Genomic DNA, 22,308 nt, shown 5'->3' on the forward strand with positions numbered 1-22,308 from the left:
CGGGCCGCCTGCGCGGCGGGCCGGCTTACACTTTCGTGCTCTCATGACCCTCACAGCTGCGCAAGATACGTGCTTTTCGGCCAGGCAAACCCTGCGTTGCCCCCGCGGACGCGTGCTCGATTTGCGCCGCCCGCAGGTAATGGGCATCCTCAACCTCACCCCCGACTCCTTCTACCAGGGTAGCCGCGTGCAGGCCACCGATGAGCTGCTGCGCCGGGCCGAAACCATGCTGCAGGCCGGAGCCGCTATTCTCGACCTGGGCGGCTACAGCACCCGCCCCGGCGCCACAGAGGTACCCGAAGACGAGGAAAAGCGCCGCGTGCTGCCCGCCCTGCAGGCCGTGCGGGAGGCCTTCCCTGAGGCATTTCTGTCCGTGGATACCTTCCGGGCCGGGGTAGCCACCGAGGCCGTAGCCCTGGGCGCCGACATTCTCAACGACATCAGTGCGGGCACCCTGGACGAGGAGCTGCTGGCTACGGCCGGCCGGCTGGGCGTGCCCTACGTGCTGATGCACCTGCGCGGCACGCCCCAAACTATGGCCCAGCACACGCACTACGCCCACGATCTGGTGCTAGAGATGGTGCGCTTTTTCCGAAGCCGGCTGGCGGCGCTGCGGGCCGCCGGCGTGGTGGACGTGCTGTTGGACCCGGGCTTCGGCTTTGCCAAAACCCCGCAGCAGGGCTACGAGCTGCTGCGGCGCCTGCCCGAGCTACAGCTGCTGGGCCTTCCGCTGCTGGTGGGCGTCTCGCGCAAATCGATGGTGTACAAGCCCCTCGGCCTTACTCCCGATGCAGCCCTCACCGGAACTATTGCCGTCCATACCATGGCCTTGCTCAACGGCGCCCGGGTGCTGCGCGTACACGACGTAGCCGAAGCCGTGCAGACCATACAACTCGTGCGCAACTCCTACCCTGTTCCCGTTTCCCCATGATTGGCTCGTTTACCCTCGGCTTCCTGCGCATCGGCTGGCTGGACGTGGTAGACGTGCTGCTGGTGACGGTGCTGTTCTACCAGCTCTACAAGCTGCTCACGGGCAGCGTGGCCCTCAAGGTATTTCTGGGGCTGATGTCCATCTACCTGCTGTACCTGGTGGTGCGGGCGGCGGGCATGGAGCTGCTTACTTCCATTCTGGGGCAGTTTATGAGCGTGGGGGTGCTGGCCAGTATTATTCTGTTTCAGCAGGAAATCCGGCGGTTTCTGCTCAACATCGGCAAGGCCACCACCTTTGAGCGAATGCGCATGTTTGCCTGGCGCCGCGACACCACGGCCGAGAAAATGAACATCACGCCTTTCGTGGAAGCCGCCAAAAGCCTGGCGGGCAAAAACACCGGCGCCCTCATTGCCTTCACCCAGGGCTCCGACCTACAGTTCTTTGCTGACTCCGGCGACCTGATTGACGCCGCCATCAGCAAGCGGCTGCTGATGAGCATTTTCAACAAGACCTCGCCCCTGCACGATGGGGCCGTTATCATCACCCGCAACCGGCTGCAGGCCGCCCGTTGCATACTGCCCGTAAGCGAAAACCCCGATGTGCCGGCGTCCATGGGTTTGCGCCACCGCGCCGCCATCGGGCTGAGCGAGGTGACGGACGCCGTGGTGCTGGTGGTGAGCGAGGAAACCGGCCAGATTTCGCTGGTACGCGGCGGGGAAGTGTTCCGCAACCTGGCCCCCGCCGACCTGCGCGCCCGCCTCAACGAGTTCCTCTTCGACGGTGCCCCCCGCCCCGCCACTCCCGCGGCGGAGGTTGCCGCGTAGAGAACGTGGAATGGCAGCTGAATTCCAAATTTTGGTTATAAGGCTCTGACTAGGTTTTAATAGGGTAATAATAATGCTGCTGGATAAAGTGATTTACTTCGGTTTCTAGCATGCGGAATGACTCTAGCACACGCAATGCCTGGAACCCGTTGTCACGAGTAAAATCGGCTACCAAGTGTACAGCCTGTCGCTCATTAAAGGAACGACGTCGGCGTACGGTATTTCCAGTGGCTATTCGTAAAGCTGCCAACAATACTTCTTTAGGGTCAGGCAGAGCCTCCAAGCGGCTACTAGCAGGCAGGTGCAGAGGCATGGTCCCATTAGGGTTACCAGCGGCCTCCCTAATAGCGGCCTCATCAGTCAGCAGCCAAGCTTCTGTCATACGTACTGGTATAACTTTAACATAGTCAGGAGGAGCAATGAAAGAGGTTGCTACCCATTCATCGATTTGCTGTTGGCGCACAACTAAAGGTTCTTTCTCCGCGTCACGATGTACAAAAAGCACATCACCCGGAAATAACTGCCACGACTGGCGCAGCCTCTCTTTTGGCTGACTGGGTGGACGTGGCACCTGCCGCAGGTCGGCCACTACCACTTCAAAGGCTTCTTCAATAGGCAAATGCTGTTCTAGCAGCCATTCAACAATGGCTTTTAAGGCTTGATCAGAACTGCCGTCTGCTACTATAGTAACCCTAAGCGGCATGAGGTTCAGGAGTAAGGCTGGCTGCCGGGAATAAGGATAGCTGTTGAATATCGGCCCGGTCAATAAGCCGTTCGCCTTTAGCCCGGCGAGCTATTTTATAAGGAACCGGATTAAGATAATCCAATAGCTTGCCAAGCTGTACTACTGAAGCCGTTGGATTATCCACTACGCGCCATGTATCAGGGACAGCGCTAAATCGTACTCGGCTTACCGTTTTGCCCCCTTCTCTGTTACTGATTCTGTCGGCTATTACTAAGCAATCCTGCGGAATAAGCTGCACTACAGCTGGAGAGTGCGTATTAATAATCACTTGGCGTAACGGGTTATCAGGTCCAATGGGAATAGTAGGATCAGTAGCTATATCTTGTAGTAACTCTAGCATAGCTGGGATTCTGGCTGGATGAATTCCATTTTCTGGCTCTTCCAGACAAAGCACCCCGCCAAGTTGAGGGTCCTCCTCAATAACAGTGAGTGCCAAGAAGCGTAGCGTACCATCTGAAAGGGCACGGGCTGAATGACGGGTACCAGAACGGTCTTCTATTTCCAGCGTTAGCAATTCTCTTTTATCATCCCGGTCAATTCGGACGCGCTTTACATCTTCATTCAATTCATTTAGCCGATTACCTATTTGTGCGTAGTGTTCATTTTCGTGTTCGGCCCCATCCTGCCGGGCTAAACGGTATAAGGTAGCTGGTAAATGCGACCCGTCTGATCCCAAGCGAGTAGTAGCCATAAAACTATCGGGGCGGCGTAAAGCTGTTGGCTCAAGTTGCAGTAAACGCCACGACTGCATCTCTTGCTTAGCCAATAGAGCCGTACTAGCTTCGGCAGCAGTACTGGCTGATAGAACCGTGCGCGTTAGAGTAGAAGCAGAATACTTCCACGTTCGGCCTTGGTTGCCCTCTTGGTGCCTTTGAATAACAGTATGGTCCCGTTCCGCACCTATACTAATAAATGGCGCTGTACGCCTGCCTTTGATAACACTATTACGCCAATCAGGTCGATGTGCAAAACCTAGCTTACGTGCTGCATCACCCCGGTTAATATGCACCAGCCTTTCCGAGAGTAATACCAACCTACCAACCGTGCTGATGGTAGATGATTCCTCATAGCCTAGCACTAGCTCATATCGAAGAAAAGATATAGAAGCATCGGCTGTTTGTCCTAAATCGTCCGTGCCCTGCATTGGCACAATCATTTCTGCCGCAAATGACATCTGTGCCACATGCTCGTCTCCGGTACGAGTAAACAAGCTTCGTAGGTCGCCTGTCTTGTTTTGCTCATCACGCACCATCAAAGCGGCTTCTTGCAGAGGATAGGTGGCCAGATAGCTTAAAAAAGTAATGGCATCAAACAGGTTCGATTTACCTACCCCATTCGTACCTGCAATACAGGTAAAAGGTCCAAAACGAACATCTACACCCACCAAGTTTTTAAAGCCTGAAACAGAGAGTCGGGTTAGCATAGCAGCAGTTTTAAACCAATGATACGAAGAAAAAGCCCGGCTACGTAAGCAGCCAGGCTTTTACAAAAGGCACTTTAGCTAACCTTACGGCGTGTTCGTTACTACCTGGCCGCCTTCCGGCTGCTGGGCGCTACGGTCTTTTAGGGTACCCAGCTCCCTGCCTACCTCGATAAACGCGGCTACGGCTTTTTCCAGGTGGGCGCGGGTGTGGGCGGCGGAAAGCTGCACCCGGATGCGGGCTTGGCCTTTGGGCACTACCGGGAAGTAGAAGCCCACCACGTAAATGCCTTTCTCCAACATCTTAGCCGCAAACTCCTGGGCCAGCTTGGCATCGTAGAGCATGACGGGCACGATGGGGTGCTCCCCGGGCTTGATGTCGAAGCCGGCCTCCGTCATCTTTTCGCGGAAGTATTTGGTGTTTTCTTCGAGCTGGTCGCGGAGCTGAGTACTTTCGGTGAGCAGCTCCAGCACCCGCAGGGAGGCGCCCACAATGGCGGGTGCTAGGGTGTTGGAGAACAGGTAGGGGCGGCTGCGCTGGCGCAGCATGTCGATGATTTCCTTGCGGCCGCTCGTAAAGCCGCCCATAGCCCCGCCCAGAGCCTTGCCCAGTGTGCCGGTGATGATGTCGACGCGGCCCATAGCGTTGCGGTACTCGTGGGTGCCGCGGCCGGTTTTGCCCAGGAAACCCATGCTGTGGCACTCGTCTATCATCACCAGGGCCTGGTACTTGTCGGCCAGGTCGCAGATTTTGTCGAGCTGGGCAATGGTGCCGTCCATGGAAAAGGAGCCGTCCGTGACGATGATGCGGTGGCGGGTGCCTTTGGCCTGGGCATCCTGCAGCTGGACTTCCAGGTCGGCCATGTCGTTGTGGGCGTAGCGGTAGCGCTGGGCCTTGCACAGGCGCACCCCGTCGATGATGGAGGCATGGTTGAGGGCGTCACTGATAATGGCGTCCTGCTCGTTGAACAACGGCTCGAACACGCCCCCGTTGGCGTCGAAGGCCGCGGCGTAGAGAATGGTGTCTTCGGTGCCCAGGAACTCGGCCAGCTTCTTTTCCAGCTCTTTGTGAATATCCTGGGTGCCGCAGATAAAGCGCACCGACGACATGCCGTAGCCGTGGGTGTCAATGGCTTCTTTGGCGGCTTTGATTACCTCGGGGTGGGAGCTCAGCCCCAGGTAGTTATTGGCGCAGAAGTTCAGCACTTCCCCCGCTTCCTGGGTTTCAATTTCGGCGCCCTGCGGCGAGGTAATGATGCGCTCCTGCTTGTAGAGGCCGGCATCTTTGATTTCCTGGAGCTGCTGCTGGAGGTCGGGCTGGAGGGTGGTGTACATGCGGTAAGGGAGAGAATAAGTGAATGAGTGGGCGGCTCTGCGAAAGTACGCAGGGTTTCTGTACGGCATTGCGGCGGCGAAGTGTAGGTTTGCAGTTGGCCGGCTCGTCAGCCTTTCTGCAGCCTCATCCGTATCAAACGTCCGCTTCTCTCCGCTGGCATCCTGCATGAACGTACATATCCAACAAATTCTGGACAACCCGCTGGCGGCGCTGGCCATTGTGGGCAACCTCGTCATCATCGAAAGTCTGCTTTCCGTGGACAACGCCGCCGTGCTGGCCACCATGGTGGGCGACCTGCCCAAGGAGCAGCGCCAGAAAGCCCTGCGCTACGGCATTATCGGGGCCTACGTGTTTCGGGGGCTGTGCATTCTGTTTGCCTCGTTTCTGATTGAGTTCTGGTTTCTGAAGCCCCTCGGCGGCCTTTACCTGCTGTACCTGGCTTATTCCCAGTTCAAACCCAGAAACCACGGCAGCCCCGACGACGACCAGGGCCCCGACAAGCAGAAAAGCTGGGTATACCGCCACACCCTGGGCCTGTTCGGGCAATTCTGGGCCACGGTGGCCCTGATTGAGCTGATGGACCTGGCCTTTTCCATCGACAACGTTTTTGCCGTGGTGGCCTTCACCGACAACCTGATTCTCATCTGCCTGGGCGTGTTCATCGGGATTCTGGCCATGCGGCTGGTGGCCCAGGCCTTTGTGCTGCTCATGGCCAAGTACCCGTTTCTCGAAACCTCGGCGTTTCTGGTTATTGGCATCCTGGGGCTCAAGCTGATGCTGTCGTTGGTGGAGCACTACCAGCCCGAGTCGGCCTTCAGCCGCTTCCTGGGCGGCCACGTTGCCGACGCGGGCCTGACCGTGCTGACGGTGGCCATCTTCCTGATTCCGCTGCTCACCTCTTACTTTTTCAACGTGCCCAAGCACCGCCGGTTTTCGCGGTAAATCTTATGCTACGTCTGCTGCTTGTATGGACCCTGCTTTTCCAATCATCGTGCGTGGGGTTCAGTATTGTGGCTGGCACCAAGCAACTGGAAGTCGGCAAAAGCCTAGGACCTACTATTGGGGAAGACGGCCGACTGAATGGCGGCACAACTCCCGCCGATGCGCTCCGGCTCTGGGGAAAGCCCCATCGTATAGTAGCAGAAGGCACTCAGGAAAAGTGGATATATAAATCCGGCGAACTGGCTTGGCGCGGCATGGAAGTGTGGGCAATAGTTCCTGTTCCTCTTCTACTACCCGTAGGGCATCGGAAGGTAGCCTTGGAATTTACCAATGGGCAACTGGTAAATTATACTGTTGGGGATGGCAGAGAAAGATTCTTCGGCTATTTCATCCTACAAACAGACAGCAAAGTATGGCGCTTCAACTGGGAAGCACGAAATAGTTGTGATGTGGGGTACGGGTGTAAATAGAAACTTATGGCTCTCCTCTAAAAAACGTCTGCACGCCCTGCCGGCCGCTATCCATCAGCTCCTGCTTTTGCGGGGCGGATAGCCGCTTGATTTTGGGGTTGAAGCCGCGCGTGTCGATGCTGATGGTGCGGGGCCAGTCTTCGGGCCGGGGCGCGTTCAGGTTTTCAATGGCTACGGTATACAACGCCCCGATGTAGGAGCGGAAATCCTGCACCGTGTAGGGCGCCAACTGCTGCCGGCCGCCGGGGCGCGTGTCGTAGGCTACCTGCTCGGCGCGGTCGAGGCGCAGCCCCAGCGTTTCGGGATTGATGACCGTTATGACATCTGTTGCCGTGACAACATTATTTGTCACAACAGAACTTGTCACAGCCAGTGGCCCGGCCAAAGCGCCGGGTTGGTAGCGCGGGTGGTCAAACATATCCAGCGGATAGTTGGCCAGCAGGCCGCCATCCACCACTACTTCCACGGGTTGGCCTTTGGCGGGATGCTGCACTACGTGGCCGGCGGTATCCAGTAGCACGGCCCGGAAGTACAGCGGAATGCTCATGCTGATGCGCACGGCATCGGCTACGCGCATATCAGGGTGGGTTTCGTAGCTGAACGTCTGGGGGCACTGGCGGGTGAGGTTGGTGCCGGTGGTGTACAGGTCGCGGTAGCGGGTGGGCTCCTGCTGCGCCAGCGCGTGCAACTCGGCCAGCGTGAGGTTGGGGCGCTGGGTTTTGCGGGCCACCAGCTCGGTGAGGTAGCGCGTGAGCTGGTCGCCGCGGTACCAGCCGTATTGCCGGATCAGGCGGGCGCTGCCCCCGAAAAATAGCCCGCGCCCATCGTTCAGGCGCTGCACCGGAGTTTGGTTTACGACGTCAATGACTTCCTGGGGCGAGTAGCCTACCGCCAGCAAGGCCGCCTGAATGGCTCCGGCCGAGGTGCCGCCCACCCGCCGGATGCCGGCCAGCACGCCCCGGCTTTCCAGCTCCTGTAGCGCACCCCCGTAGGCAATGCCCCGAATGCCGCCGCCCTCCATCACCAGGTTGCGGTACACCGGGCGGGCTACAGCCTCGGGGGTTTGGGCCCACGCGGGAGCCGGGAACCGGAGCATCAGCAGCACCATCAGAAATAAAAAGAGGTAACGCATAAGCAGGTCAGTGAGCTACGGGAAGGAGCCGGGTATGGCCCCGATGGTTGTATACGCCGTAGAAAGACGCAACCCACCCGCGTCCGTATCTTTGCCCTCCACCCATTCCCCTGTTTTCCGCATGCCTACTTCTTCCTCCGCCCCCACCCCCGGCGACACTATTCTCGTTATCGGCGCGGGCGGACAGCTCGGCCTGGAGCTCACCCACGAGCTGCGCCAGCGCTACGGCGCTTCCAACGTAGTAGCCGCCGACGTGCGCGCCCCCAAAGACCTCGAAATTCAGCAGGCCGGCCCGTTTGAGCTGCTGGATGTACTCGACAAAAACCGCCTGACGGAAGTTATTCAGCAGTACAAGCCCAAGCAGGTGTACCACCTGGCCGCGCTGCTCTCGGCCACGGCTGAGAAGAACCCCAAATTCGGTTGGCAGCTGAATATGGATGGTCTGTTTCACGTGCTCGACGCGGCCATAGACCTGGGCGTACAGCAGGTGTACTGGCCCAGCTCCATTGCCGTATTCGGGCCCGATACGCCCCGCCAGAATACGCCCCAGCTCACCATCATGAACCCCAACACGGTGTACGGCATCAGCAAGCTGGCCGGGGAGCAGTGGTGCGAGTGGTACTTCCGCAAGCACGGCCTGGATGTGCGCAGCCTGCGCTACCCCGGCCTCATCGGCTACAAGAGCCTGCCCGGCGGCGGCACCACCGACTACGCCGTGGACATATACCACAAGGCGGTGGCCGGCGAAAATTATGAGTGCTTCTTGTCGGAGGATACCTACCTGCCCATGATGTACATGCCCGACGCGCTGAAGGCCACGCTAGACCTAATGCACGCGCCTGCCAACAGCATCAAGGTACGCAGCTCCTACAACCTGGGCGCCATGAGCTTCAGCCCTCAGGAAATTACTGCTAGCATCCAGCGCCACTACCCCGACTTCCAAGTCACCTATAAGCCCGACGGACGCCAGCAGATTGCCGACTCCTGGCCCGCCAGCATCGACGATGCCCAGGCCCGCCAGGACTGGAACTGGCAACCCCAGTACGACCTGGATAAGATGACCGACGACATGCTGCTGCACCTGAAAGAAGCCGTAGTGCTGAAGTAGCAGCTATGCTTTTAAGTTTAGGTGGTGTGTTGACGGGCATTGTCCAACTGGCAGTAATAGTCGGCTTCTTCTACGGGATTTATCTGTATTTCCGAGTAGAGATACGTCGCGGGCATATTCGTTTCCCTAATCCGTTTATGCCAGGCTGGCGCCAATTGCACAACCGATATGGCAGCGCGGAGAATTTGCACTCCACGGAGCTTGTCTCCGGCTGGATAGGTTGGAGACCCTATACAGATCTATTGAAAATTAAATTTGACACGCAGGATATATGGATACGCAACACCGTAAGCACGGCTGTGCTGGTACGCATTCCATATACTGACATCGAAGTCTTGCAAGCTCCCGTCTGCTGGCAACTTACTCGCTTTAGCGAAAAAGAGTATACGAACGGTAAGTTTCGCGCCAACGGTGTTGTGATTGAATTGCCCGCTTACTGGGCCACACAGCTGCTCGGTCATATGGCTGCAAGCACGCCCTCTTAAGTTATTTAACAGAGTTTTGTCCACTGCAACGCCTCACCCCTCCGGTGGGGCGTTTGCATTAACATTCCACCCAAAAACCTCTTCATAGCCCACACGTTCCTGCTACTGCGCATTTAACACACCGCCCGGACGAAACCAAGTCTCTATTTATGATTGTGAACCATACGCTCGCCGGCTGGCAGATTATTTACCAGCAGGCACATGCCCTGCTAGCAGCGCAGCTGCTGCACCAGTGGCCCGCGTTTCTTCCCTGCGACCAGTGGGTGGGCCTGCTGGCCGCCGCTGCCCAGCACGACGATGAGCAGCAACAGTGGAATGGGCATTACGGCCTCACGCCGGCCGGGGCCCCGGCCAACTTCACCATGAAGGAGTTTTCGCTGGAGCAGGCCACCGGCGTAATGCGCGCTGCCCGCTTTCAGGGTCGCTGGCGTAGCCTGCTTACCAGCATGCACCTAAGCACGCTCTACGAAAGCCTCCGCGGCCAGAAAAAAGCAATAGACGCCTTTCTGGATGAGCAGCTGGCCAGCCAGAAGACGTGGCGGCGGGAACTGAAGATCCGAAAGGCAGAGGCGGAACAGGCTTACGCCCTGCTGCACTGGTGCGACCGGCTCAGCCTGATATTGTGCCGCCACGAGCTACCGGAAATGGGTCGGGCCCTGGAAATCTATACCGGCCCCGATGGCCACCGCCACGAGGTGGTACGCCACGAGGCCGATGGTCCCGTAACGGTACAGCCTTGGCCCTTCCATGAGCCGCAGTTTACCGTGAGCGTAGAGGCCACGGTGCTGCGCCAGCTGCAGTTCGCCAATGATGCCGAGCTGGCCGCTGCTCTGCGCACCGGCCCCATCGAAACGCTGCGCTGGGACCTACGCAAATAATATAGATACCCCAAATTCAGGATGACAGCTTAATAATAGGCTACAGCTTTGCCACCGGCTTCGGGTTCCGCATCAGGCCGGCGGGTACTTGCTGGCTTAGCGAGACGTGGGCCAAGCCGCGGCCGTCTTTGCCATCGGTGCGGTCGGTGGCAAGCAGCAGGGCGCCGTAGCGTTGGTAGCCGGCCCAACGGCGGCGGAAAGCAGGCTGCGCATCGGTGGCTTTAGGGAAATAGGCCCACTCTTCCACCAGGTTGGTTTTGGGGTTGATGAGCACCTCATACTTGTTCTCGGGTGTTACACCCACGTTCTTGAATGTCATGTGCAGCACCTCGGCGGGGGTACCGTCCATCAGCTTGCCCGCGCCGTGGTAGGTGAGCGTGACACCAGAATCCTTGAGCTTGAAGGGCATAAGTAGCCACCAGGAGTTATTTACCCAGATCGGGTACATATCAGCGAGCAGCTTCTGCCCGTCGGGGGTGGCCGAAACGTCTTGGCCGCCACTATACACTTTTCCCTGCTTGGTGCCGAGGTTGTAGAGTGCAACGAGGCTATCCTTCTGCCAGCGGAAGTCGCCGGTTTGCTTGTCCCAGAGCTGGTAGGAGCCATCCAGAAAGTCCCAGCCAAAAATGCGGGCTTCCTGCCAGGCGCGGTAGCCGCCCATGGCCCGCATTACCTTATCGGCCAAGCGCAGGGCGCGCGGGTCGGAGCCGGCCTGGTCGAATCCGGGGGCCGCCGGGTAAGCGGCCGTATCCGAGGCGGCAGCAGTAGCGGCCGCGGCAGTTGCGGGCTGCTCGCTGGGGCTTGACTGGCAGGCACCCAGGCCAGCCAACAGTACAAAAGCAAAGAAAGAAGTGCGCATAGAAAACGGAACAGAGCGTGACACGGGCCGGCGGCGGGCCGGCTGCGCATCTTACGCAAATATGCCCAAACCGGCGCAACAGCCCGAACGCCGGGCGCAATCTGCCCGTACTACCGCCAGCCTCACGCTCTGATGTCTCTGCCTTATGGCCACACACTACCGCTTTTCTGATATTGTCAACATTCTCAAGACCACCGCCAGCGAGTTCATGGTGAACAACTCGTTCCGGCACGCGGCGGCCTTGTCGTACTACACCGTTTTCTCGCTGCCGCCCCTACTGCTCATCGTCATCACCATTGCCAGCTCCATCTACGGGACTGAGGCCGTAACGGGCCAGGTGTACGGGCAGCTGCGCGGGTTCCTGGGCGCCGACTCGGCCAAGTTTCTGCAGGATTCCATTGCCGAGTTTACCAAGCAGCAGAAAGGCGGCCTGGCTACGGTCATCGGCATCGGCACGCTCATTTTCGCGGCAACGACCTTTTTCGTCACCCTGCAGGAAAGCATCAACGACATCTGGAACCTGCGTGTGAAGCCCCGCAACGGCATCTGGCAGTTTGTGCGCGACCGGCTCCTGTCCTTCGGATTGATTTTGAGCGTGGCCCTACTGCTGCTGATTTCCTTTGTGGTCAGCGCCATCCTGAGCGCCTTCACCGGCAAGCTGCAGCAGTGGTTTCCCGAAGTCGGGGTGGTGGTTATCAAGCTGGTGGACTTCTTTCTGTCTCTGGGCGTTACGTCGCTGCTGTTCGCCCTCATCTACCGCTTCCTGCCCGACGCCGTCATCCGCTGGCGCGACGTAGGTATTGGCGCGGTCATTACGGCCTCACTGTTCGTGCTGGGCAAGTTTCTGATTGCCTTCTACATTGCCCAGGCCGACCCCGGCTCGGCCTTTGGGGCGGCCGGCTCCGCCATTGTGCTGTTGCTGTGGGTCAACTACTCGGCCCTCATCATCTTTTTCGGAGCTGAGTTCACCCAGGAGTTTGCCGACGCCTTCGGTCAGAAAGTGCAGCCCAAGGCCCACGCCGTGCGCATCGAAACTCGTGAAGTGCCCGAGGGCGAAACCAAAGAAGAAATTACCACCGGCCGCCCCCGTTCTACCGGCCGCTGGAAAGCCTGAAAAGTCTGAATAAGGCGCAAACTCGGGGCAGCAGTCTGGTTCCTGAATGCCGCAAACAGCGTTTCGCGGCGGCCGGAGCCGGCTTCTGGCTGGCTGTATAAAGTCAGGATGTACATGATTATGTGATTTGCGGGGCACAGCAGAATAGTAGGTTTGGGAAATCTTTACCTACTTTCTCCCATGCGCTACTTTTTCCTTCTGGTTTTAATCTGCGCCGGCCTTGCCCAGGCCCAGGCCCAGCAGCCCGCCACACGCCTGCGGGTTATCAGCTCTGCTGTAGGTACCACCATCGACAGCCAGGAAAAAGTCACCTACGAGCTATTTTCGGAGTACTCAGCCAAGGAGTTCAGCGAGGCCCGCTTCGAGCAGAGCTTAGCCCCCGACAGTGCCCTTACCCAGCGCATCACCCTTACCGATGGCCGCACGCTGCTCAGCCCCATATCCTCGCTGGACTTCGTGAACATGCGTCTGAAAATCGAGGAGAAGGCACGCCGCCTCAGCCCGGGGGCCGGCGTGGCTCTTACCGACTCGGTGGGGCGTGTATACCGCGTGGTGCTGCGCTCAGGCACCACCTTTGCTGGTACGCTGCGCGCCGTACGGCCGCAGGAGTTGGAGTTCACCACCGATAAGCCCGGCGCTGTACTCATTCCCCGCAGCCAGATTGTGAGTATGCAGCTGGTGCCCGCCGTGGAAGCGACCGATGCTCAGCGCCACCCCGGCTGGGGCTATGTGGGCAATGGCACCCGCGTGTTCTTCGCGCCTACGGCCCGGGGCCTGCGTGCGGGTGAAGGATACGCCCAAACGATTGACGTGCTGCTGCTGGGCGCCAACTACGGCATCACCGACTACTTCTCTATGGGCATCCTGGTATCAGCTCTGCCGGGCGTGGGGTTGGGCAATCAGCTGTTTGCCGTCACGCCCAAAATCAGCGTGCCTATCCGGCAGGATCTGCACGTAGGCGCAGGGGTGCTCTATGCCCGTCTACCTACCTTCGATAGCGACTACGACCGCGGCTATGGGGCAGGGGTGCTTTACGGACTGGCTACCTACGGCAGCGCCGACAACAACCTGACGTTGGGTCTGGGCTACGGATTCTCAGGGGAGGCGGGCGGTACGCAGGGCTTCGGCAAGTCGCCGGTGGCGGTGCTGAGTGGGGCCACCCGCGTGAGCAAGCGCCTGTCGCTGATGTCGGAAAACTACCTGATTACGTCTGGCAGCGGCGGACTCGGCGGCCTGTATGGCATCCGCCTGAACTGGCCCCGCACCACGCTCGGTATCGGCTCGTTCTACGTAGCACCTTTCCAGAACGAAGGAGCTTTTGGCTACCTATACCCTGTGTACGTGGATTTGTCGCTGCGCTTCGGAAAAACGGCGCAGAAGTAGACAAAGCACTTCTCACCCCACAAAAAAGCCCGGCTGAACCATATCAGCCGGGCTTCTTCCTGCTAATTGCAGCCTTAAGCAGCCACATCCGCTTTTTGCTTCACGGCCAGCTGGCCGCAGGCAGCGTCGATATCCTTGCCGCGGGAGCGGCGCACGTTGGTCTGTACGCCCCGGTCGGCCAAATACTTGTGGAAAGCCACCAGTTTATCGTCGGCGGTGTTCACGTAGCTGGCGTTTTCGATGGGGTTGTACTCAATCAGGTTCACTTTGCAGGGAATCCATTTTGAAATCTGGAACAGCTCCTCCGCATCCTGCAGCGTGTCGTTGAAGCTTTCGAACACGATGTACTCGTAGGTTACCTTGCGGCCCGTGACCTGGTGGTAGTGCTGCAGCGCGTCCTTGAGCGAGGCCAGGGAGTTGGCTTCATTGATAGGCATGATTTCATTGCGCTTGGCGTCGTTGGGCGCGTGCAGGCTCAGCGCCAGATTGGCCTTCACGCCATCGTCGGCCAGCTTCTTAATCATCTTGGCAATGCCGGCGGTGCTCACGGTGATGCGGCGCGGGGCCATATTCAGGCCGTCGGGGGCGGTGATGCGCTCAATGCTCTTTACTACGTTGGCGTAGTTGAGCAGCGGCTCGCCCATGCCCATGTACACAATGTTGGTGAGCGGGGTGCCGTACTGGGCCTCGCACTGCTCCCGGATGCGCACCACTTGGTCGTAAATCTCGGCCGCATCGAGGTTGCGCTTACGCTCCATGTAGCCGGTAGCGCAGAACTTACAGGTGAGTGAGCAGCCTACCTGGGAGGAAATACAGGCCGTCATGCGCGTATCGTGCGGGATGAGCACACCCTCTACGATGTTGCCGTCGTGCAGGCGGAAGGCTGATTTGATGGTGCCGTCGTTGGAGAGCTGGGAGTTCTGCACCTGCACGCCGTTGATGACGAAGTGCCGGGCCAGCAGTTCCCGCGTTGCCAGGGAAATGTTGTTCATCTCCTCAAATGAGCCCGCCGTGTTTTTCCACAGCCACTCCAGCACCTGCTTGGCGCGGAATGGCTTCTCGCCGTGCTCCACCATAAAGGCTTTGAGCTCTTCGGGGGTGAGTTTGCGAATGTCGCGCTTGGTCAGTACGGGCAGGTCAATCATGGGGGCAAAGATACGACGAAGTAAGAGGACGCCCTACGTCGTCGGCGTAGAACGTTACCCAACTCCCTGACCCTGAAAAAAGTGCCGACAAGTAACGCAATCTGCAATCAGCGACGAAGGCTACCGGCTATGGGGCGGGCTTTTCCTCCCGGCTCAGGTGGTAACCGCCCGCCGCAGCCCCTACCCCCGCACAAAGCATCAGAAACCAACTGATACCATCTCCGCCCTGACCGCCTGACGCGGCCCCAATCAGGAACAGGGCGCCCCACCAGCCCAAGCAGCCGCAGAATACTGTAAATGTTGGGCTAGCCGTGTAGTCCTCATCACTCAGGCGCAGTACGCCGTACACGATAAACCCAATTGCCACTGGTGCGCCTACCAGCAGCATTAGCGCGCCCCACAGAAAGTCTTCTAGTCCGGCCCCTTTAAACGCCTCTCCAAACGCTTCTCCAGCGGTCAACAGCAATAAAGCCAAGAGTTTAGCACGTCTCATTCGAGCAAGATACTATTGACCGAGCTTCTAGCAGCAGGTGTAGTACACCACCGCCCGGCGGCGCTTGGGCGAGAAGCCAATCATCTGGCCGTTTTCTTCGCCCAGGCTGTAGGCAAAGCGCGGTAGGCCGGTGGGCTGCACCTCGGCCCAGGCCGCGCGGTTCAGCTGCTTGTCGGAGGCATTGCGGGGCACCTCGGCCCGTACGGAAAAGGCTTCATCCCCGAAAAACTCGGCGGCCCGCTTGCGGATGTAGTGGGCCTGCTGGGCCGGTGTGGGCGACTCGCCGTACTTGCGGATGCCGTAGTCGATAAGGGCCGTAGCCGGGAATTTCTCGCTCCAGAGCGTGTCGCCGGCCGCGGATACGATGGAAAACTGCGCCCGAGCCGTGAGGGCCGAGTCGCCCAGCAGCACCAGGCGGAACTGGTCGGGCTGCTGGGCGCTGGAGAACCGGTGCGTGGTGCGCACATCAACGAGTACGCCGGTCTGGGACTGGGGCGCGGCAGGTCCCTCCGGGGCCGGAGTACCCACCGTAGCTGGCGGCGCGGGGGTGGCGGGTGTGGTAGCTGTATCGGAAGAGGAAGGCGAGGAACAGGCGGCGGCCGTGAGCAGGGAGGCCAGCAAAAGAAAGCGCATATCGAGCGTCAATATAGATGAAGTGCCTTGTACGCAAGCTCAGCCGCTGGGTGACGGCTGGGGCAGCCGGCTGTCTTACCCCTCGCCACGCAGGCGCCGGGCGTAGTCAGCCGGCAGCGGGAGCAGCTTACGGGTGGCGTAGTCGAAGCACAGCATGCCGGTTTTGGCGCGGGCAACCTCTTTTCCGTCCTGGTTGCGCACCCAGTACACCACGTCGAAGCCGTACCTGCTTATGTCGGTAGCGGCCAGCTGGATGTGCAGCGTGTCGCCGTAGAAAGCTTCGCCTTTGTACTCAATGGCCACGTCGGCCATGATGTGGCCGGTTTGGGTGGCGGGGTTCAGCTCCATTTGGCCCAGATGGCGCAGCAGCTGCACGCGGGCTTCGTGCAGGATGCTGAGCAGGGCGTCGTTGCCGAGGTGGGCGCCGTAGTTGAGGTCGGTGATGCGCACGGGAATTTCTACTGTGAGCAGAAAGGTATCGGGCAGCGCTACTTTTACGCGGGGCATGGAAAGAGTTTCTAGTTGCTGGTTTCTCGGTTCGAGTTACTCGGGGCCGGTCGCCGAAGTTCGCCGAAATTGCCGTCAGTATTCATCCCCGCCACCCAAAAACCAGAAACCAGCAACTAATATGAATGTAGAAGTGCGCACCACCGCCGACGGGTCGAGCACCCTGTACGTGCCCGCCCTCGACGAGCATTACCACAGCACCCACGGGGCTGTGCAGGAGGCCCAACACGTGTACCTGGGCGCCGGGCTGGAACCCGTGCTGACGGCCGCTACGGCGCCGGTGCGCGTGCTTGAAGTTGGCTTCGGAACCGGCCTCAACGCCCTGCTCACGCTGCAGCGCAGCCTTGCCGCGCCCGTCGGCATTGAGTACGACACGCTGGAAAAGTTTCCGCTGCCGCTCGCCGTTATCCAGCAGCTGGGCGTGGAGCGCTACATTCTGAACCCTGAGCTGCAGGAGCTGCACCAGCGCCTGCACACGGCTCCCTGGAACGAGAGCGTGCCCCTGGCCCCACGCTTTCTGCTCCGGAAAATCGACCAAGCGCTCCAGGACACGGCCCTCGCGCCTGCTCATTACGAGGTCGTTTACTTCGATGCCTTCGCCCCCGACAAGCAGCCCGACATGTGGACGGATGCCGTGTTTGAGCAGCTCTACGTGGCCACGGTGCCGGGCGGCTGCCTGGTGAGCTACTGCGCCAAGGGCTCCTTCCGGCGTAGCTTACGGGCGGCGGGCTGGGATACGGAAAAAATTCCCGGCCCGCCCGGCAAGCGCGAGATGACGCGGGCCTGGAAACGGGCGTAATTTTAGACTTGACAGAATTGGATATGAACCAGCACGCCAGCAACGGTGAAGATATTGAGATGGAAGTAGTTTCCGGGGAACTACTCTTTATTGATCCGCTTTACTGGGACGATATAAGGGCTGAGCACCAGCTGCTGGATACTCTGCCAACAAACGCAGGCAGCGCCGCATTTGTGCACAAGCTGAATACGACATTCTTTCCCTATGGTGGAAATATCCTTGGGCACGAGAAAGTCCCGAGTTGGAACAGTGTTTTCAAGCTGCCTATCCGCCGGATTCGCTCATATGATACTAATGATGAATATTTTGAGCAGCAGCTACTAGCCACCAACACCACCGTTTTTGGCTTGGATTCCGGCAGTCTACTAATTCTGGACTTAGCCAATTTTTATCCACTATTGCAGCTTCTTGAGGCCGATGAGCTCTTTGAGGCCAGTACAGCAGATTTCTCCCTATACCAAGCACATATAAACCAAGCGCTGGGCAACCGTGGATGGGCCTATGTGCAGAGCCCTGGTCTTGATAATGGCTTTGATTTCATAGGCAGCGGCAGTTACTTTTTAGAGAAGCTTACGGGGATGCCTAACTTCACTTCATGAGTCGTAAGCTACTGGAAACCGACGGGCAGAATTGGGTGGAGAAGGGCATCATCTCGCCAGAGCAACATGCCCGCCTGTTGGCCCTCTACCCCGAGGACGCCCACGCCGTGGGCTTGCTCCCGCTGCTGGGCTCCCTGCTGGTTGGCCTCAGCGCCCTCTCCCTGGTGGCCGCCAACTGGCAAGGGCTGCCGGAGCTGGTGCGCCTGGGTTTGCTGCTGGGCTCCATGATGGCCGCCTACGCTGCCGGTGAGTACTTCTACCGGCGCGGCAACGACCAGCTGGGTCTGGGTCTGGTGGCGTTGGGGCTAATTCTATTCGGGGCCGGCATCATCCTCACCAGCCAGCTCTACCAACTCATTGGCTACGACCTTACGGGGCTGCTGGCCTGGGCCGTGGCCGGCATGGGCATCACGTGGGTGTACCGCAGCCGGCTGCTGTTTCTGCTCACGGCCATCATCAGTGGGGTGGTGCAGGGCTACAACACCGGACAGCTGGGCGCCTTCAGCTACCTCACGGCTGCTTTCACGGCCCTGGGGCTGGGCTACTACTGGTGGCGCCGCCCCGATTCGCTTACCGGAGCCGTGCTGGCCTCGGGCCTGCTCTGGCAGGCGACCCTGCTGGTCAGCTACCTGCATATCAAGCTTACGTGGTTTTTCGTGCCGGCCATGCTTGTGTATGCCCTCGGCGACTGGCAGCCGCACCGACCGGCAGCCCGGGCTGTGCAGGGCCCGCCCTTAGTAGCCGCCTTCCTGTTTACGCTGGGGCTGGCCTTGTTTGGCGAGGCCGACTCCTACACCGATGAGCTGCGCCCTCCGCTCCTCGCCTATTTGGCTGCTCTGGGCGCGGTACTGGCGTTGTCGCTCTGGGGTAAGGCGCGGCGTGGGCGCCTGAGCAGCGCCACCGACTGGCTGCTGCTGCTGCCGGGGTTCTACTTTCGGGGTGGGCTGGCGCTGGCCGTGGCCACGCTGGTGGTGCTCTACGCTTATTCCGGGGCCGTGCTGGCCCGCGCCCAGCAGGAGCACAACCCCGACCGGGTAACGCTGGGCACCGTGCTGTTCGTCATCACCACGGCGGTGGCGTACTTCAAGCTTACCTGGGGCTTCCTCGATAAGTCGTTGTTTTTCCTGGTGGGCGGGCTGCTGCTGCTGGGTCTGTGGTGGTACCTGCGCCGCACAGCGGCCCGGTCTGCGTCGTCCTCTGCTTCTACCCGCCCATGAGTTTTGTATCTGACTCTGTGCCCGCTTCCCCGGGTACTCCGCCGCTCGCTCCTTTCCTTCCCGATCTGCCGGAGCCCACCCGCCGCCGCTGGCTGCGCTGGCTGGTGCTGGCCCAGGTGCTGTTCGTGCTGGGCGTGGCGGCATCGGGCTACGCTACCGGGGCCTGGGGCCGCACCATCTGGCTGCGCACCACTCCCGTAGACCCGCGCGACCTGCTCTACGGCGACTACGTAACTCTGGCCTACACCATCAGCCAGGTTCCGGGCCACCTGTGGCGCGGCGCGCAGCCGGCCCGCCGCAACCAGGCCGCCTACGTGCTACTGCAACCTGGCTCCGATGGTACCTGCTCGGCCGTGGGCATTTACCCCGAGAAACCCGCCCCCACTCCCACTCAGGCCGTGCTGCGCGGCTCGGTGCAGCAGGTGTGGCGGCGCAGCCTTACGCTCCGCTACGGCCTGGAGCGCTACTACGTGCCCGAGGGCAGCGGCAAGAAGCTGGAGCGGCACCCGCGGCTGCAAGTGCAGGTGCGCATTGCGCCCTGGGGGCAGGCTCGCATCACGCAGGTAGTGCCTGATTCCGCTGCCCATGAATAACACCCTACCCCGGCTGCCCTAGTGGAGCGTGGCTTTGGCCGCGCTTACGGTATCCATCCTGCTGGTGGGCGCCCTGCTGGGCTTCAGGCAGCTATTGCAGCCGGTGGTGGACGTGCAGATGCACAACACGTACTTCATTTTTCCGCCTTATGGGCTGGTGCTGGCGGTTTTTGTGCCGCTGGCGCTGCTGGCCGGGCTGGTGGTGCGGCTGAGCCGCCACTCCCTGGCTGGGCTCATACTGATGCTGGCACTCCACGTGGCAGGTATCAGCCTGTGCAGCTGGCTGCTGGTGCGGATAGCGCAGTTCAATGCCTTACCTGTGAGTTGGCCGGCGCCGCAACCAGCTCCGACTGCTCCTGTCAGCTGGATGCAGACGGAAATCATCCTGGTGCATGGGCTGCAAATGCTGCTCGTAGTATCGGCGCTGGTGCTGGTATACCGCCGGGGCCGGCAGGCGGGCCATCCTCGGCGGTAGTGCGCCTACAAACCGTTGCGGGCCAGCAGGTCTTTATCGGCTTGGCTGATATCGACCATGGCGTACTTCTGCTGCTCGGTGATGTTCATTTCATCGAGTGCATCCACCATGTTCTGATACTTGGAATCGGGCGTGGTTTTGATCAGCACCACAGTGTTACGGTTGCGCTGCCGCTGCTTGAACAGCACCTGCCGCAGTCCGTCGGCACCGAAGCTGGTGGTTTGCAGCTCCGGGGTTGTATCAGCCCTGTTCAGGCCGAAGAAGTAATGCACCTGGCTGTTTTTGCCCAGAATCAGGGTCAGCGCATTTTTATCACTCACATCGGTTGACACTGGTCCTTTGACCGGCATCGTCAGCTGCATCACCGTGGGCTTGTTGAAGGTGGTGGTGAGCATGAAGAAGGTGAGCAGCAGAAAAGCCAGGTCCACCATCGGCGTCATATCGAGGCGGAAGGCGTGTTTTTTGGCGCGGGGTTTTCCGGCGCGGGGCGCGGCGGCAGCTTGAATTTCAGCCATGACGGTGAGTTGGTTAGTGTTTCTCCTCAACGGCTCAGGCTTGCGGCTTATTGTTTCTGCCTGGTTCCCGGCTATTTCACGAACCTTCTGCGAACCACCACACCTGCTCCGGCGTGAGACAGGCGTTTAGGCGCACGTCGCCGGGCCAGGCGTCTTCAATGCGGGGCACCGGCGGCTCCAGACTCAGGCCGAGGCGCAGCGCGTCGGGGCGGCACTGCTGCAGGAAACGGTCGTAGAAGCCTTTGCCGTAGCCCACGCGGTGCCCCTGCTCATCGAAAGCCAGCAGAGGAATGAGTACCGCGTCAAGTTGGGAGGGAAGTACCTCGGCCGCCCCTACGGGCTCGGGAATGCCCCAGCGGTTGAGCACCAGCGGCGTATCAGGGGTCAGGTGAAAGTGGCGGAGCGTCTGATCATCGGGCTGCACTACAGGCACGGCCACCTGCACAGTGGGCAGCTCCTGCCAGAGGCGGCGCAGCAGCGGCCAGGTGTCGGGCTCGTGCTGGTGCGGGATAGGCAGAAACACGTGCAGCCACCGCCACTCCGCTACCGGCAGGTGCCGGAGCAGCTGCTCCGTAAGTAGCTGACTGCGGCGGGCCACCTCCGCCCCGGGCAGGGCGCGGCGGGAGGCCAGGGCAGCGCGGCGCAGGTCAGCTTTCAGCATGGGCGAATACGGGTAGATAGCCAAGAGACGTAGTTCCTACCCGCAAGTTAGTCCTGCACCGTGACGTAGAAGCTGATGCGAGGCTGCAGACCAGCCAGCACGGCCCCGGCCGAGGCCCGCTCCCACTCGGCCTGGCTGGTGTCGCGCAGGTACAGGTCGTTGTTGGTGTAGCCCAGGCTGGCGGAAAAGGCCAGCTTGCTGCTCACGTTCCTGGCATCGGCGCCACCAATCCACTCCAGCGTGAGGAAAAAGTCCTCGTCGAGCACCAGCTGGTCCTGGGTCAGGTCTACGGTGATGGGGCCCTTGGCCACGCTCGTCGTTACGATGATGTCGCGCTGCACCACCTTTACATTGGAGGGCTTCCCATTGGGCAGCAGGCGGTACAGGTTCACCCGGAACATGAGGGAGCCTGCCCGGTTGTAAGCCACGTTGAAGTTGGCGTTGAGCACCTTGGTAGGCTTGTGCTTAAGGCTGATGACCGTCCCGATTTCGGCGCCGAGGTCGTGGGCATCCAGAGTGAGAGTGGAGCTTTCGGAGTTGCCGGTATTGCCCAGGGTGCGGGTGCGCTTATACAGTCCTTTCGCCTTCACCTGCACCCCGCGCAAAGCCACGGCCTCGGCTACCAGCCGCACGGTGGGGCGGGCCACCAGGTCGCGCAGCAACATACGCTGGGCACGGTACCCAATACTGGAAATGCGTACCGTATCAAGCAGGTTGGCCTCAGAGTACTGTAACCGGAACGCGCCATTATCGTCGGCCACCGTGCCAATGCCTTTACCCAGGATGCCTACGTTGGCGTAGGGCACGCCCGCCGCCGAACTGGCTTCGGTGACAGTGCCTGTGAGAACCTGCGCCCGGCCGGCAAAGGCAAGTAGCAACAGCAGGAGTAAGAAGCTCAGACGAATGGCAAACGCAGAAGCGGGCACGATGCGGGGCAGAAAGGCAGCTGGCTGCATAACGAGGTAGCTAGGAAGTGTTAACAGTAGGTATTATTTTGGAGGATGGACTTTATGCTGACGGACGCGCAATGGGCGCGCATCGCGC

Annotated in this window: 26 protein-coding genes; 14 read left to right on the forward strand and 12 right to left on the reverse strand. The window is 60.0% G+C overall.

What is annotated here, in order from left to right:
- The first annotated feature begins 43 nt into the window (after positions 1-43).
- Positions 44-931 (forward strand): dihydropteroate synthase, encoded by an 888-nt coding sequence (gene folP / locus I5L79_RS21830; protein WP_196957215.1) that lies wholly within the window; start codon positions 44-46, stop codon positions 929-931.
- Positions 928-1,755 (forward strand): diadenylate cyclase CdaA, encoded by an 828-nt coding sequence (gene cdaA, locus I5L79_RS21835; RefSeq protein WP_196957216.1) that lies wholly within the window; start codon positions 928-930, stop codon positions 1,753-1,755. The genes folP and cdaA overlap by 4 nt, the downstream gene beginning before the upstream one ends.
- Positions 1,756-1,804: 49 nt before the next feature.
- Here cdaA and I5L79_RS21840 read toward each other — a convergent pair whose 3' ends face one another.
- From I5L79_RS21840 to kbl, 3 genes are all read right to left on the reverse strand, one after another.
- Complete coding sequence (locus I5L79_RS21840; protein ID WP_196957217.1) at positions 1,805-2,458, reverse strand: hypothetical protein; 654 nt, start codon at positions 2,456-2,458, stop codon at positions 1,805-1,807.
- On the reverse strand, positions 2,448-3,923 hold the full coding sequence (locus I5L79_RS21845) for an AAA family ATPase (protein WP_196957218.1): 1,476 nt from the start codon (positions 3,921-3,923) through the stop codon (positions 2,448-2,450). The genes I5L79_RS21840 and I5L79_RS21845 overlap by 11 nt, the downstream gene beginning before the upstream one ends.
- A gap of 84 nt (positions 3,924-4,007) precedes the next feature.
- The gene (kbl, locus tag I5L79_RS21850) at positions 4,008-5,255 is read right to left on the reverse strand and encodes a glycine C-acetyltransferase (protein WP_196957219.1); all 1,248 of its coding nucleotides are present in this window, start codon (positions 5,253-5,255) and stop codon (positions 4,008-4,010) included.
- A 166-nt stretch (positions 5,256-5,421) separates the two neighbouring features.
- On the opposite strand from kbl, the gene I5L79_RS21855 reads away from it, so the two are divergent.
- Together I5L79_RS21855 and I5L79_RS21860 are read left to right on the forward strand one after the other, a co-directional pair.
- Positions 5,422-6,198 (forward strand): DUF475 domain-containing protein, encoded by a 777-nt coding sequence (locus I5L79_RS21855; protein ID WP_196957220.1) that lies wholly within the window; start codon positions 5,422-5,424, stop codon positions 6,196-6,198.
- 5 nt (positions 6,199-6,203) lie between these two features.
- The gene (locus I5L79_RS21860) at positions 6,204-6,668 is read left to right on the forward strand and encodes a hypothetical protein (RefSeq protein WP_196957221.1); all 465 of its coding nucleotides are present in this window, start codon (positions 6,204-6,206) and stop codon (positions 6,666-6,668) included.
- A gap of 4 nt (positions 6,669-6,672) precedes the next feature.
- Here I5L79_RS21860 and I5L79_RS21865 read toward each other — a convergent pair whose 3' ends face one another.
- Positions 6,673-7,800 carry a patatin-like phospholipase family protein gene (locus I5L79_RS21865; protein WP_196957222.1) on the reverse strand — a complete coding sequence of 376 codons (1,128 nt, stop codon included), beginning with the start codon at positions 7,798-7,800 and terminating at the stop codon, positions 6,673-6,675.
- A 121-nt stretch (positions 7,801-7,921) separates the two neighbouring features.
- On the opposite strand from I5L79_RS21865, the gene I5L79_RS21870 reads away from it, so the two are divergent.
- The 3 genes from I5L79_RS21870 (at position 7,922) to I5L79_RS21880 (ending at position 10,271) form a co-directional block, all read left to right on the forward strand.
- Entirely contained in the window at positions 7,922-8,908 is a 987-nt protein-coding gene (locus I5L79_RS21870; RefSeq protein WP_196957223.1) for an NAD-dependent epimerase/dehydratase family protein, read from the forward strand.
- A gap of 5 nt (positions 8,909-8,913) precedes the next feature.
- Positions 8,914-9,393 (forward strand): hypothetical protein, encoded by a 480-nt coding sequence (locus tag I5L79_RS21875; protein ID WP_196957224.1) that lies wholly within the window; start codon positions 8,914-8,916, stop codon positions 9,391-9,393.
- Positions 9,394-9,542: 149 nt separating this feature from the next.
- Entirely contained in the window at positions 9,543-10,271 is a 729-nt protein-coding gene (locus I5L79_RS21880; protein ID WP_196957225.1) for a DUF3891 family protein, read from the forward strand.
- A gap of 40 nt (positions 10,272-10,311) precedes the next feature.
- Here I5L79_RS21880 and I5L79_RS21885 read toward each other — a convergent pair whose 3' ends face one another.
- Positions 10,312-11,130 (reverse strand): hypothetical protein, encoded by an 819-nt coding sequence (locus I5L79_RS21885; protein WP_196957226.1) that lies wholly within the window; start codon positions 11,128-11,130, stop codon positions 10,312-10,314.
- A 145-nt stretch (positions 11,131-11,275) separates the two neighbouring features.
- Here I5L79_RS21885 and I5L79_RS21890 point away from each other — a divergent pair, with 145 nt between their 5' ends.
- Together I5L79_RS21890 and I5L79_RS21895 are read left to right on the forward strand one after the other, a co-directional pair.
- A complete protein-coding gene (locus I5L79_RS21890; RefSeq protein WP_196957227.1) occupies positions 11,276-12,244 on the forward strand; it encodes a YihY/virulence factor BrkB family protein in 969 nt (322 codons plus the stop codon).
- A 180-nt stretch (positions 12,245-12,424) separates the two neighbouring features.
- Positions 12,425-13,627: a hypothetical protein gene (locus tag I5L79_RS21895; protein ID WP_196957228.1), complete on the forward strand. Its 1,203-nt coding sequence runs from the start codon at positions 12,425-12,427 to the stop codon at positions 13,625-13,627.
- 74 nt (positions 13,628-13,701) lie between these two features.
- Here the strand turns inward: I5L79_RS21895 and rlmN are convergent, their stop codons facing one another.
- The 4 genes from rlmN to I5L79_RS21915 all read right to left on the reverse strand — a co-directional run bounded on the left by rlmN (position 13,702) and on the right by I5L79_RS21915 (position 16,405).
- Positions 13,702-14,772 carry a 23S rRNA (adenine(2503)-C(2))-methyltransferase RlmN gene (gene rlmN, locus I5L79_RS21900; protein ID WP_196957229.1) on the reverse strand — a complete coding sequence of 357 codons (1,071 nt, stop codon included), beginning with the start codon at positions 14,770-14,772 and terminating at the stop codon, positions 13,702-13,704.
- 127 nt (positions 14,773-14,899) lie between these two features.
- Positions 14,900-15,232: a hypothetical protein gene (locus I5L79_RS21905; protein ID WP_231403265.1), complete on the reverse strand. Its 333-nt coding sequence runs from the start codon at positions 15,230-15,232 to the stop codon at positions 14,900-14,902.
- A 60-nt stretch (positions 15,233-15,292) separates the two neighbouring features.
- Positions 15,293-15,898, reverse strand: coding sequence for a hypothetical protein (locus I5L79_RS21910; protein WP_196957231.1), 606 nt, complete (start codon positions 15,896-15,898; stop codon positions 15,293-15,295).
- A gap of 75 nt (positions 15,899-15,973) precedes the next feature.
- A complete protein-coding gene (locus I5L79_RS21915) occupies positions 15,974-16,405 on the reverse strand; it encodes a thioesterase family protein (RefSeq protein WP_196957232.1) in 432 nt (143 codons plus the stop codon).
- A gap of 121 nt (positions 16,406-16,526) precedes the next feature.
- Here I5L79_RS21915 and mnmD point away from each other — a divergent pair, with 121 nt between their 5' ends.
- From mnmD to I5L79_RS21940, 5 genes are read left to right on the forward strand one after another with little or no spacing between them, the layout of a single operon-like run.
- Positions 16,527-17,204 (forward strand): tRNA (5-methylaminomethyl-2-thiouridine)(34)-methyltransferase MnmD, encoded by a 678-nt coding sequence (mnmD, locus tag I5L79_RS21920; protein ID WP_196957233.1) that lies wholly within the window; start codon positions 16,527-16,529, stop codon positions 17,202-17,204.
- Between the two features lie 23 nt (positions 17,205-17,227).
- Positions 17,228-17,803: a hypothetical protein gene (locus tag I5L79_RS21925; RefSeq protein ID WP_196957234.1), complete on the forward strand. Its 576-nt coding sequence runs from the start codon at positions 17,228-17,230 to the stop codon at positions 17,801-17,803.
- The gene (locus tag I5L79_RS21930) at positions 17,800-19,020 is read left to right on the forward strand and encodes a DUF2157 domain-containing protein (RefSeq protein WP_196957235.1); all 1,221 of its coding nucleotides are present in this window, start codon (positions 17,800-17,802) and stop codon (positions 19,018-19,020) included. The genes I5L79_RS21925 and I5L79_RS21930 overlap by 4 nt, the downstream gene beginning before the upstream one ends.
- Complete coding sequence (locus I5L79_RS21935) at positions 19,017-19,613, forward strand: GDYXXLXY domain-containing protein (RefSeq protein ID WP_196957236.1); 597 nt, start codon at positions 19,017-19,019, stop codon at positions 19,611-19,613. Before I5L79_RS21930 ends, I5L79_RS21935 begins: the two co-directional genes overlap by 4 nt.
- Before the next feature lie 34 nt (positions 19,614-19,647).
- A complete protein-coding gene (locus I5L79_RS21940) occupies positions 19,648-20,088 on the forward strand; it encodes a hypothetical protein (protein ID WP_231403266.1) in 441 nt (146 codons plus the stop codon).
- A gap of 5 nt (positions 20,089-20,093) precedes the next feature.
- Here I5L79_RS21940 and I5L79_RS21945 read toward each other — a convergent pair whose 3' ends face one another.
- The 3 genes from I5L79_RS21945 to I5L79_RS21955 all read right to left on the reverse strand — a co-directional run bounded on the left by I5L79_RS21945 (position 20,094) and on the right by I5L79_RS21955 (position 22,220).
- On the reverse strand, positions 20,094-20,603 hold the full coding sequence (locus I5L79_RS21945) for an ExbD/TolR family protein (protein WP_196957238.1): 510 nt from the start codon (positions 20,601-20,603) through the stop codon (positions 20,094-20,096).
- A 76-nt stretch (positions 20,604-20,679) separates the two neighbouring features.
- The gene (locus I5L79_RS21950) at positions 20,680-21,264 is read right to left on the reverse strand and encodes a 5-formyltetrahydrofolate cyclo-ligase (protein WP_196957239.1); all 585 of its coding nucleotides are present in this window, start codon (positions 21,262-21,264) and stop codon (positions 20,680-20,682) included.
- A gap of 47 nt (positions 21,265-21,311) precedes the next feature.
- Positions 21,312-22,220 carry a carboxypeptidase-like regulatory domain-containing protein gene (locus tag I5L79_RS21955; protein ID WP_196957240.1) on the reverse strand — a complete coding sequence of 303 codons (909 nt, stop codon included), beginning with the start codon at positions 22,218-22,220 and terminating at the stop codon, positions 21,312-21,314.
- Positions 22,221-22,308: the final 88 nt, after the last annotated feature.

Source organism: Hymenobacter guriensis, assembly GCF_015773195.1.
GTDB lineage: Bacteria > Bacteroidota > Bacteroidia > Cytophagales > Hymenobacteraceae > Hymenobacter > Hymenobacter guriensis.